Source organism: uncultured Bifidobacterium sp., assembly GCF_959020155.1.
GTDB lineage: Bacteria > Actinomycetota > Actinomycetes > Actinomycetales > Bifidobacteriaceae > Bifidobacterium.
The window spans coordinates 1-11,138 of the sequence record NZ_CAUERC010000039.1; the positions used below are offsets into that span (position 1 = coordinate 1).

At 60.1% G+C, this 11,138-nt stretch carries 9 protein-coding genes; 4 read left to right on the top strand and 5 right to left on the bottom strand.

All coding sequences use genetic code 11. The features are described 5' to 3' along the window. Nucleotides 1-80 precede the first annotated feature (80 nt). Nucleotides 81-443, top strand: coding sequence for a metallopeptidase family protein (locus Q5H31_RS07580; protein WP_368043776.1), 363 nt, complete (start codon nt 81-83; stop codon nt 441-443). A 102-nt stretch (nt 444-545) separates the two neighbouring features. Here Q5H31_RS07580 and Q5H31_RS07585 read toward each other — a convergent pair whose 3' ends face one another. The 4 genes from Q5H31_RS07585 to Q5H31_RS08230 all read right to left on the bottom strand — a co-directional run bounded on the left by Q5H31_RS07585 (nt 546) and on the right by Q5H31_RS08230 (nt 6,199). Beyond that, complete coding sequence (locus tag Q5H31_RS07585; protein ID WP_302457640.1) at nt 546-2,087, bottom strand: DUF5719 family protein; 1,542 nt, start codon at nt 2,085-2,087, stop codon at nt 546-548. Further along, nucleotides 2,084-5,179, bottom strand: coding sequence for a glycosyltransferase family 2 protein (locus Q5H31_RS07590; protein ID WP_302457641.1), 3,096 nt, complete (start codon nt 5,177-5,179; stop codon nt 2,084-2,086). Before Q5H31_RS07590 ends, Q5H31_RS07585 begins: the two co-directional genes overlap by 4 nt. Before the next feature lie 45 nt (nt 5,180-5,224). Further along, complete coding sequence (locus Q5H31_RS07595; RefSeq protein ID WP_012578068.1) at nt 5,225-5,524, bottom strand: WhiB family transcriptional regulator; 300 nt, start codon at nt 5,522-5,524, stop codon at nt 5,225-5,227. Nucleotides 5,525-5,959: 435 nt separating this feature from the next. After that, nucleotides 5,960-6,199, bottom strand: a complete 240-nt coding sequence (locus Q5H31_RS08230; protein ID WP_368043775.1) for a hypothetical protein — start codon at nt 6,197-6,199, stop codon at nt 5,960-5,962. A 103-nt stretch (nt 6,200-6,302) separates the two neighbouring features. Between Q5H31_RS08230 and Q5H31_RS08235 the strand changes: the two genes are divergently transcribed. From Q5H31_RS08235 to Q5H31_RS07610, 3 genes are all read left to right on the top strand, one after another. Beyond that, on the top strand, nt 6,303-7,208 hold the full coding sequence (locus Q5H31_RS08235; RefSeq protein ID WP_007053575.1) for an LCP family protein: 906 nt from the start codon (nt 6,303-6,305) through the stop codon (nt 7,206-7,208). Nucleotides 7,209-7,377: 169 nt separating this feature from the next. Continuing rightward, nucleotides 7,378-9,204, top strand: coding sequence for an FtsK/SpoIIIE domain-containing protein (locus tag Q5H31_RS07605; RefSeq protein WP_007051899.1), 1,827 nt, complete (start codon nt 7,378-7,380; stop codon nt 9,202-9,204). Between the two features lie 113 nt (nt 9,205-9,317). Continuing rightward, nucleotides 9,318-9,596 carry a WhiB family transcriptional regulator gene (locus Q5H31_RS07610; RefSeq protein WP_003835265.1) on the top strand — a complete coding sequence of 93 codons (279 nt, stop codon included), beginning with the start codon at nt 9,318-9,320 and terminating at the stop codon, nt 9,594-9,596. A gap of 72 nt (nt 9,597-9,668) precedes the next feature. Here Q5H31_RS07610 and Q5H31_RS07615 read toward each other — a convergent pair. Next, nucleotides 9,669-11,138, bottom strand: a 1,470-nt coding sequence (locus tag Q5H31_RS07615; RefSeq protein ID WP_302457643.1) for a sensor histidine kinase, incomplete at its 5' end; no start/stop codon positions are given.

Sequence of the window (11,138 nt, forward strand, 5' to 3'; positions counted from 1 at the left end):
CTATGGTGGGAACCATGCTTCAGCCACCTTGGAACGCACGAATCTACCGCAACCGCCACGGTCGCGGCACACGAACCCCGATGTTCGGCACCCGTCTGCCCCGTTACCGCACTCGCACCGGCATGTTCGACGATATGGTGGCGGCCCAGGTTCGCAGGCTCGGCCAAGCGTGGCCGGAACTGATACGTCCGATCCAGTTCGCGGTGGAGGATGTGCCTCCTTCGGATCCGACGCCTTGGCAGACCGAGCCGAATATGACGTCCCAGTGCTTCCCCGCCAGCCACGGCATTCCCGCACGAGTCGTGCTCTACCGTATGCCGTTGCAGACCGAGGCACCTACCAAGCTCGAATTGCAATTGGCCGTCAGGGATGAGCTGGTGGCCCGCATAGCGGAATTGTATGGGCGCAGGCCTGAGGAAATCGACCCTGACTGGGGCCTGTGACAACACTGCGGGCCGTGTCACTTGTAATAAGATAGTGGCACGGCCCGCAGCTATATCGCCGCCGAAACATCATCAGACTGACGCTTCGGCGAGCATACCCTTCTACTTGACGATGGAGGAATCGTTCCGAGCCCAGACATGGACCGTGGCGGGCATCAGCGTTGAAGCGTCGATGGCGGACAATCCGGCGATGTCCTTGTCTTGCAACGAATCGTGACTGAAACGCGCTCCCCAGCTCACTTTCTTGGATGAGTCCTCCAACATCAGCACGACCGCGGTGCCATGATCGCCGGAAAGTTTGCCGGTCTCAATCGTTTGCGCCGCGTTCGCATCCAGCGTGATTTCCTCGGAGGTCACCGAAGCACCGGCATCATCGTAGGCGCGCAAGGTGACCGTCCTGCGCGCATTGGATGTGTTGGCCAGCGTGATGGAGGCCTTTACTCCGTCGGGAAGGGCCAGCCCCGAGAATTCGGATGGCTCGCCGGCATTGACCAATGCGAAATCGGCTTGGCCGGAGTCACCGGAGCGTGTGGCCTTGACGGAGAACGACACGGCATCCTCTGCGGTGGACATCACGCCCAACGCCCCATCAGGAGCCTCTCCCAAGTCGATCGCCGTCACCTTATCGGCAGTGACGGTGGCATCTTTGGCGGGAACCAAGCCTTTGTCGGTAATCCATGACAGCCCGGTGCTGGTGTCTGCCTTGGCGAACAGATAAGCGGTGACCGCATCGCCGGCAGTGATGGACGGCGCCACCGATGCATTGGATGCGGTCGGCAGCGGCAGCGCGAAATCAGAACCCTTCGGTGTCAGACCATCCATGGTCACCGTACGTACCACGGACGCGATAGGAGTCTCCTTGCTGGAAACGGTCACGAACAGACCATGCTGCCCATCGACCGCGGCGGACAGTTCCATCGAGGACTCCCCCTCGGCCGGCACAGACAGCGTGGACTGTGTGGACAATGCCATTTTCCCGGCTGTCTCGGAACCCCAGACGGCAATGTCGACGGTGGTCGGCTTGGTGGAGGGATTCGAGACGATGAGCTGCTGTGTGGTACCGGTCGTGCCGCCGGAGAGCAGAAACGACTGGCTGAGCGAGGTCGATACGCAGGATGCCGCCGATACGCCTCTCACATCGCCATCATCGGCCCATGATGCGATGGTGCCGACGGTGCCGGTGCCGACGGCGGCCTGCAGCATACGGGTATTGATCAGGCGAGCTCCCTGATCGATCTTCTGAGCACCGGTTTTCACCGAGGAATCGTCGGTCGGATCGGCGTCTTTCAAAGTCACGTCATCTGAACTGGACTTTTGCCCGATCGCCGAGACAGTGGCGCTGTAGACGGAGCCGAACGCCGCATAGCGCGCCTGTGTGCTCAGATTGCCGACAGTGGCCTGGAAGGCGCTGTCGCCGTACGTGCCGGTATCGGCCAATCCCATAGGTGCCGGGCAGTAGGTTTCGGACTGGGTCGGACTAACGGCCTGGTCGATGGCATTATCGGAAGCGGCCACCTTATCCACCCGGATATTGGGGATGGGGGCCATGACGAGAACGACGAACAGCGCAATCAACACCAGCATGGTGATCACACCGAGCACGATGCCGATCGCACGTTTGAAACCAGAAGTTGTGTTTCTCATGCCTGCTCCTCCAATCCGTAGGACAGTCGTCTGCGAGGCATGGCGACCAAGCAGTACAACGCCGTGATCACACCTAGGCATATCAGCCAGGCGTGCCTCCAGACACTATGCTGTGCACGTTGCTGCCATGAGGTATCCACCTGCTGCGAGGCGCTGCTGCGCAGCGTCAGACGATAGTAGCTGCCGCTATCCGTGGAGACCAGGGACTGGGTGCCGTTCGATGCGGCGATATTCGCGCTCAACTGTTCATACGGCATGTCGTTCGAGGAATCGCCGGTCTCGGGAACCACGTAGATGCCGCCGAATCCAAGCGCGCTGATGGCCGCGATGGCCTCTTCGTCGGGATTGGACAGCAGCGAGGCACAGGCCTGGGCCAGCTGTTCGTCAACCGCATCATGCTTGCCGGACAGCAGGCGCGCCCGCTGGACCGGGGAGCTGTCGATCAGATCGCCGCGCGAGGTGCGCATCACCGCATAGTTGACGATGTTGCGGGTCTCCGCGCTCACGGCAAGCACACGATGATCGGCACTGGCTTCCAGATAATCGGTGGTGACCATGGGCAGGCCGTTTTCGGACACGCCCAGTCCCGCATCCTTATGACGTTCGATGCCATACATGCATTGAATGCCGATGCAGCACACCAGTATCAGAGCAAGCACCACACGGCCAGACACGATGAGCGCATGCAGCCGGTCCTTTTTCGGTGCGGGATCGCTGCCGGACGCATGCAACGGTTGGAATCGCTTCACCGCCCCACCGGCGACGAGGCACACGCAGGCAAGGAAGCCCAATATCATCATCGCGATGCCAGGCTGCGCGGAACCGGCCACGACACCATCGGCATCCACGGCTATGGCCACACGGCTGGAAATCAGGGCGAGCGCGCCTCCGCAAACGATTACCACCCACATCAGCCGCGAGGTCCGCAACGCGAACGGCAGCACCAGCGAAGCAAGAGCGAGCAGCGTGATGACGCCGAACAGCACAGTGACCGCCAAATCGGCATGCTCAGTCGATCCCATTCGCCATCCCAGCGCACGCTGTGCGGCCTCAAGCAGGCTCAGCGACGCCGGCGACCCGTTGGCGGATGACGTTGGCACCGTGATGTCGCCGAACAGTTGACGCCACATGCCCAAATCGGCGTAACGCACCGCATTGACGAGCGTAGGGGCCACCGCAAAGGCGGCAGGAACCGGAATAAGCAACAGCATGGCGCGCTTGCGGCGCACGAACAGCAGGAACATCAGGAACACGACGATCAGCGCGAACAGCAGCTGCGGTTCGGCGGCCACCACAGGGATGAAGCACAGTGCGGCGATGGCCGCGGCCTGAACGGATGTGCGCGGCTTGAGCGGGTCTTCGGTATGGTACATGCCCACGGCACGGAACACGAATGCGAACGCGGCCGGCAGGAACACCATTACGGTGAGCATCGGCATATTGGCCTGCGCATACCAGCCGAACATAATGCCGGTGGATGCCCACAACAGTCCTCCCAGCACACGAACCACGTCCGAGCGGGTGAATACGCCCGCCAGCGCCCAGAACGACAATGCGCTCAGCGGCGCGGCCACAAACAGTATCATCGCCAGAGCGGCGGTCACATGGCCGAGCGTGACCAGCGAGGCCAGCATCAGCACCAGCAGCCACGGCGTGGGCGGCGCAGGAATGCCGGTGCCGCTGCCAAACACCCATGGCGTGGTGGCGGATTGCACCAGTTGAGTGAAGCTGGCACCGGTGGAAAGCAACACATCGGAATACAACGATCCACCGGAGAATATCGAACGGAACACCGGCCAATACATCACCACGATGGCCGCAAAGCACACCAGCGCCATCACCACGGCTGCGCTCCAGCGATATATGGTGCGTGTCCGCAGATGGGCACGTTCCAGCGGACTGAGCAGCACTCTGCCCTGCTGGGATTGGAATGCATCCCGACGATCATGGAACTGCTTGATCTGCCGACTGTCGGCGAACAAAACCTGCAGGGACGATGCGGCGACCTTCGACTGTCTGGCCACCAGCCTGCGCGATTTCATGTTTCCCGCGATATCGGCCAAAGCCAACCATGGCAGGCACAATTGCACCCATGCTTCATACGGCTTCTTGCCGAACATCATGGCTATGGCCATGCCAAAACTGCGAATCAGCCTCCACAGCCAGACGATAATCCAGGACGACATGGCCAGGTCAGTGTACAGATAGCGCTGTTGGGAGCGATGCACCGTCATCGCATGATTGACCGTGTGATCGTCCTTAAGCGGCTCCCCGCCTCGCGTACGAATGCCCTCATACCGTGCGCGACGATGTGATATCTCCGCTTGCGGGACTACCACCACGCGTCCGCCGCTCAGGCAGACACGGCGGCAGAAATCGACCGATTCGCTGTAGGTGGTCAGCCAGGCATTGATGCCCCGCAGTCGCGTGAATTGCGACATGGACACCAGCGCGCCCGCCAGCGACACCGCGAACACATCCTGTCGCCCGTCATACTGCTCCTGATCGGGTTCTCCATCGACCACCAGGGAATGCACGGCGTGTCGGCCTGCATACATACCGACATCATGCAGGTGGGATCCTTCCCAATCACACTGTTTGCACCCGAGCACGCTGGCACCCGGCGTATTGCGCCACGCCTCAAGCAATCGTTCAAGGCATGAGGCATCCGAGGGGCGGGAATCATCATGGAGCAGCCACAATGCGCGGGGAGCGTCATCCAAATCGGCCCGATCCAACGCCCGGCTGACCGCATCGCCGAAGGAACGCGCGCCCTTGGCCGAAACGATGTGAATGGTCACATGCTTGGACTGCGGCACCTCCATTACCGGCCCCGATGGCGAGGGAATGACCTCGAACGAAGTGGTTATCCTCGAACCGGCGCGCCCGGTCGCGTCGGCGATGATGACGACTCCCGGAAGAACATTCTGCGTCAATACCGAACGCAATGTAGACCGGAGGAAACGCATATCCTCCTCAACGGTGATCACAGCCGTAATGCCGGTATCCACATCCTGCCTATGCGTATACGGTCGAGAAGACATGGCGTCGGCCAACGCCTCATGAATATCGCTATTACCTGTCGGACTCATAAACTCCCAGTGTACGCACCAGACTTGAAGGGGGTGTGTGTGGAACTACGCCTGCTCCCGGTGCTCTCGCTTATATCGACGGCGTTCGCGCTCGCTCATGCCGCCCCAAATACCGAATCGCTCATCATGGTCGATGGCCCATTTCAGGCATTGTTCACGCACTTCGCATTTGGCGCACACACGCTTGGCATCACGGGTCGAGCCTCCCTTTTCCGGGAAGAACGCCTCCGGATCGGTTTGCGCGCACAACGCCTTGTGCTGCCAAGATACATCGCCATCAGGTCGGAATAGTCCCCACAATTCATGCCATGGCTCTTCGGCTGAATCGTCGACCACACCCCACATGCGATTCTCCTTGCCTATTGAGCTTTTCATACGGACTAAATTACACACATGCAATTTCGTTTTTGTCAAATTCTTTCTCGTGTCATTACATCATTTTTATGGAACTGTGTGCTATGGCGCGGACACGATGCCCTGATGCCGTTGCACATGATATTGTGCCGTTCCTGCGCAGGAACACCATAGCGCAGGAACACCCGGCGGATGCTGTGTCAAAGTGTCATTCAGACAATCGACAGTTTCAGGAGGGGTTATGACGCAGGAATCAGGTGGGGCGGATCCGCATATCAACCCGCCAAGCTTCATTCCTGCGGGAAATCGACGCACCCGACCTTCCGGGCAGGTGCCACGCTCCTTCGCCCCTGCCCGCGCCTCACGCCAGTCAGGTCAGGCTCCATCGGCCCGTCCGTCCGTCACGGGAAATGACATCGAAGAGCCTCAACCGAACGCCAACGCCACGGCAAGCGCCAACGTCACGGACAACGGCAGGCGGACTCCGCCCAGTTTTTCTCCGAAAACCGGACGTGCCACCCGCAGCACGGCTCCGGATGCCGCCGCACCGCGCAGCATTCCGCCGTCGCGAGCGCGGATGTCTTCCGGCTCATCCCGCAACGCCGTGCGCAATCCGTCGGATATGTCGGTTTCCCGGCCCTCATCGCCAGCAGCAAACGTGTCCACGAAGTTCAGCCATCTTGGCCGGCCGGCGGCGGCAACGGCGAAAACGGTAACGGCACACCGGCCGCGCGCCTTGCGCATCATCTTATGCGCGATTGCGGTACTGGTGGCGGCGTTGATTCTTTCTGTTTTCGGTGCCTGGCAATGGGTGGACAGCAAACTGAACCGGAGCGACTGGCTGACCGACACCCCCAACACGCCGGCCTCGACTTGGCTGATTCTTGGCTCCGATGAGCGTGACGGTTCCACCGATTACGGCGGCGTAGACAATATCTCTGGCTTCAGGACCGATACGATTCTGGTGCTGATCAAGCCCAAAAGCGGGCCGAGTTCGTTGGTTTCCATTCCCCGCGATTCGCTCATGAACGTCGATAACCAGTACATGAAAATCAATGCGGTGGCGCTGATTGCGGGCAAGAAGGCTTTGGTAAGCAACGTCGAGCAGATCACCGGCCAGAAAATCGATCATGTGGCACAGATCAAGTTCGGCGGTCTGCAGAACGTGGTGAACGCCTTGGGCGGTATCGAACTGTGCTATGACGAGGATGTTCAGGATTCCTATTCCGGACTGAACTGGAAGGCGGGATGCCATACGGCGGATGGTTCCACCGCATTGTCCTTCTCTCGTATGCGATATGCCGACGCGCGAGGAGACTTCGGACGCAACGAACGCCAGCGACAGGTCATCTCGGCCATCGTCAAGAAGGCTTCCAGCAGTGAGACCCTGACCAATCCGTCCAAAATCGTGGCAGTGTCCAATGCCGCGATGAGCGCACTCACCGTGGACGAGAAGACCAACCCTTACACGTTGCTCACCATGGCGTTGGCGTTCAAAAGCGCCACCGGCTCGAATGGCATCTCCGGCAGCGTGTACTGGTCCGACCCCGATTATTACGTTGATGGCGTTGGTTCCTCGGTGCTGCTTGACGACGCCAAGAACACCGAACTGTTCAATCAACTTGCCGACGGCACGTATAAGGCCGGCACCGTGGGCAATCTGGCGGAAGGCTGACCGACGCTTTCCCGGAGCCCATCGGCTTCATCATCGGCGCATGATCGTCACCGTTGCCTACACCGCCAATCATGCACGGGCAAAATGTCATGTGGATAACTCGGCAAGCTAGAACCACATACCTTGATTCGGCTTGCGCTTTCGGCATGCGTTCCCCCACGCTGGAAGCATGACATCACAGCAGAACGATTCGAAGCGACATTCCGTCCATACGGCATCCGCCGTATCCCGGGCGAAGCACCGTTTGGGCGCGCCGCCATTGCGCGCCCGCCTGACCATGTTTGCCGCGGCATGCCCGATGATCGCGCAGGCATTGATGATGGTCATACTGCTGTTGCACGGGCAATGGCTGTTCGCCGCCATGATCGCACCGGGCATATTCGCCTGTCTCGTGTCCCTGCTGCTGACGCTCCCCTCGCCTCCAGGCCCGGAGAAGGCTCCCGATCCGCAACAGGCAACGATCGATGTCGGTATCACGGGCGACGCCGATGACCGCGCCGCAGACCTCCGTCATGCGCCGTCGCAGCCGATAGAATCGCTGCTGCACTTCGCACGCCTGCCATGGCGCGCCATTGTGGGCCGCTGGCTTGAACCCCTTGACCTTGCGGTGCCGATCGGCATGACCGGAAGCGAGCCGCTGATGCTCGATCTGAACCGTCAGGGGCCGCATGCTCTGGTGGCCGGCACCACTGGTTCCGGAAAATCCGTGTTGCTGCAAAGCTGGTGTCTGGCGCTCGCCTCGATGAACGGGCCTGAGCATCTGAATTTCGTGTTCTTGGATTTCAAAGGCGGTTCCGCGTTCCGCAAACTCGAACGGTTGCCGCATACCGTGGGCAGCGTATGCGATCTGGATCTGGCGCATGCCGTACGCGCGTTGCGTGCGCTGGAAGCCGAACTGACACGCCGTGAACAGCTGTCCGCCGCTGTCCATGCTTCCGATATCCGCGATATGGTCAATCCACCACCGCGCCTGATCGTGGTCATTGACGAATTCCATGCCCTGAAGGACCAGCTCCCGGATTATGTGAATCGTCTGGTGCGTATTGCCTCGCTCGGCAGGTCACTGGGCATGTATCTGATCGCCTGTACGCAGAATCCCATGGGTCAGGTCAGTGCCGATATGAAGGCGAATATGTCCGTCAGCATTTGTTTACGGGTTCGGGACCGTCTGCAATCATGCGAGCTGCTTGGCGATGGTCGTGCCGCCGACCTCAGTCCGGCAATGCCCGGTGCGGCGTTCTGCAACGATTCCGAACAGGTGACGGCATTCCGCTGTGCAACGGCACGCGATATCGATGCGGTGTGCCGCCAGATCGCGTTCGCATCGCGGTTCGTCGGAAGCCCGCCGCAACCGTCCCTGTTTACCGCGCCACTCCCCCGGCACGTAAAAGACCGGACTGTGGCCGACCACGCACCGCAACGCATTCGATTTGGACTTGCCGACGATGGCATCAACCTGCGAGAGGCGACGGTATCCCTCACCGGTGGCAATATCGGTGTCATCGGCCCGCAGGGGCGCGGCAAAACCACGTTGCTGAAAACATTGGCTCGACACGCCAGCATGGCTGATGGCTTGGCGGTACGTGTCAGTTCCCCGCATCGTCGGGTATGGAGCTCGCAATGGCTTCATGGCGGCCGCTGCACGCCGTATGCCAGCTCGGATGCACCACCGCCTCCGCATATCGTGTGGTTCGTCGACGACGCCGATGAGTTGTTCGACCCATTCCGCACCGACGAGCAGGCGCTGTCTTTCACACATGCGTTGGCCGATGAGTCCGTCAGCGTGGTATTCGCCGTCAGCACGATTCGCCCGATACGTATACCGGAGCATTGCAATACCAGAATCGTGTTCCCGTGCGGGGAGAGAACGTCCGATCTTATGGCCGGAGTCCCCGCTCGCCTATTGGATATGATGAGTCATATCGATGCCGACAACGCGGGCCGGGCCGTGCTCATCGAGGGCACATCGGCATGTCTGGTGCAGTGCGCTTCGTGAAAACTTCGGTTTTTTCTCGGCAAAACCTCTTGAAAATCACCACGGTTCGTGGTTACCTTGGTACTGGACTTAAGGAACAACACCAGCCACGGGGCTTTTAAGGGAGGCAAGCAATGAGCAGCGCTTTTGATTGGCGAGCCAAGGCCGCATGTCGTGACAAGGATCCGGAACTCTTCTTCCCGGTGGGCAACACCGGTGCAGCCTATCAGCAGATTGAGGAGGCCAAGGCCGTGTGCCGCACCTGCAAAGTGATTGACGCATGCCTGAAGTGCGCACTGGACACCAATCAGGATTACGGCGTGTGGGGCGGCTTGAGCGAAGATGAGCGTCGTGCGCTGAAGCGCCGCGCCATGCGCGCCCGCCGTTCTCAGGCCATGCAGATGCAAATCTGATGTTTTGATTATCGCTTCGTCATACTAGGAAACCCTCCCGCTTGGGAGGGTTTCCTCATTTCGGGCTTCGCATCACTCGTCCTGAGCAGCCCTGAGCTTCATATCAAGCACCACGCGGGTGCCGCCTTCGCGGCGCGGCTCCCAATGCACGGAACCACCGAAATCATTGGTCACAAAGGTGTTGATGATCTGCGTGCCCAAACCGGAACCGGAAGAACGAGCCAATCCACCCTGTTCTTCGGAGCCGAGACCGGAACCGTCATCCTCGACCACCACATTGAGGTTCGGGCCGGAGCGGCCCACGGAAATCGTGATATGGCCATCCTTGCGGCCTTCGAACCCATGCTCCACCGAATTGGTGATGAGCTCGGTCAGCACGAGGGACAGCGGCGTGGCATCCTGAGCGGGCATCATGCCGAACTTGCCCATGTAGTTGATATCGATGTGCTGGTCTTTCATCGTGGCTAGGTCCACGGCCATGCGCAGCAGGTTGGCGATCACCTTGTCGAAGTCGACGACCTCGTCGGCGGTCTGGCTCAATCCCTCATGCACCATGGCAATGGTCTGCACGCGGCGTTGCGCCTCCTGCAATTCCTTCTTGACCTCATCCGACTTGGTCTTACGAGCCTGAAGCCTCAGCAATGCGGAGACGGCCTGCAGGTTGTTCTTGACACGATGGTGAATCTCGGAAATCGTAGCGTCCTTGGTCTGCAGCTCCTGCTCACGACGGCGCAGCTCGGTGACGTCACGGCATAGCAGAATCGCTCCGATACGGCCGTTGTTGTCATACAAGGGCAACGAGCGCATCGAGACGGCGGAACGGTTGGCGTTGAGTTCGGAGTCGACCGCGGCTTTGCCTGTCAACACCAACGGCAGGGTTTCCGGAACAGGGTCGTTCTCCTTCAATAGCTGTGTGCCGAGTTCGCTGAGGTAATGGCCAGGCATGGTGGTCAGCAGACCGAGACGCCTAAAGCAGCTGATGGCGTTCGGGGCTGCGTATCGAACCACGCCGTCCATGGTCAGGATGATGAAGCCGTCCGCCACGCGAGCGATATGGCGTTGGCTCATCACCGAATCCTTGTAGGGGAATTGGCCTCGCGGAATCATCTCGTACAGATGCTTGCCGGCGTTGATGCTTTCCGACTCATATCGGCCGTTGGATTCTCGTGTGGCCATATTGGTCTCACGCACGACCAAGCCCAAGGTCTTGCCATTGTGCCGAACCGGCGCGTACACGTTGCAGACGGTCGCCTTGCCCACGGTTCTCAATACCGTGGAGCGGAACACCACGCTGGAGAGCATGGCGGCGTCCAATTCGCCGACCATGTCGTCCGGCATGACGTTTCCCACCACGTCTTCCGCCCGCAGCGTCATAACGGTGGATGGACGGCATTGCTCGGCCACCACGTATTTGCCATCGCCATCCTGTACCAGCAGCAGCAGATCGGCAAAGCTCAAATCGGCGATCACCTGCCAATCGGCGACAAGATGATGCAGCCACTCGCGGTCCTCGTCGTCGAAGTCGGGGCGCGTTGCAAGGAT

What these genes read in the sequence shown, in the direction of transcription:
- Q5H31_RS07580 (WP_368043776.1), top strand. Translation starts at nt 81, where the DNA reads ATGTTCGGCACCCGTCTGCCCCGTTACCGCACTCGCACCGGCATGTTC.
- Q5H31_RS07585 (WP_302457640.1), bottom strand. Translation starts at nt 2,087, where the DNA reads ATGAGAAACACAACTTCTGGTTTCAAACGTGCGATCGGCATCGTGCTC.
- Q5H31_RS07590 (WP_302457641.1), bottom strand. Translation starts at nt 5,179, where the DNA reads ATGAGTCCGACAGGTAATAGCGATATTCATGAGGCGTTGGCCGACGCC.
- Q5H31_RS07595 (WP_012578068.1), bottom strand. Translation starts at nt 5,524, where the DNA reads ATGTGGGGTGTGGTCGACGATTCAGCCGAAGAGCCATGGCATGAATTG.
- Q5H31_RS07605 (WP_007051899.1), top strand. Translation starts at nt 7,378, where the DNA reads ATGACATCACAGCAGAACGATTCGAAGCGACATTCCGTCCATACGGCA.
- Q5H31_RS07610 (WP_003835265.1), top strand. Translation starts at nt 9,318, where the DNA reads ATGAGCAGCGCTTTTGATTGGCGAGCCAAGGCCGCATGTCGTGACAAG.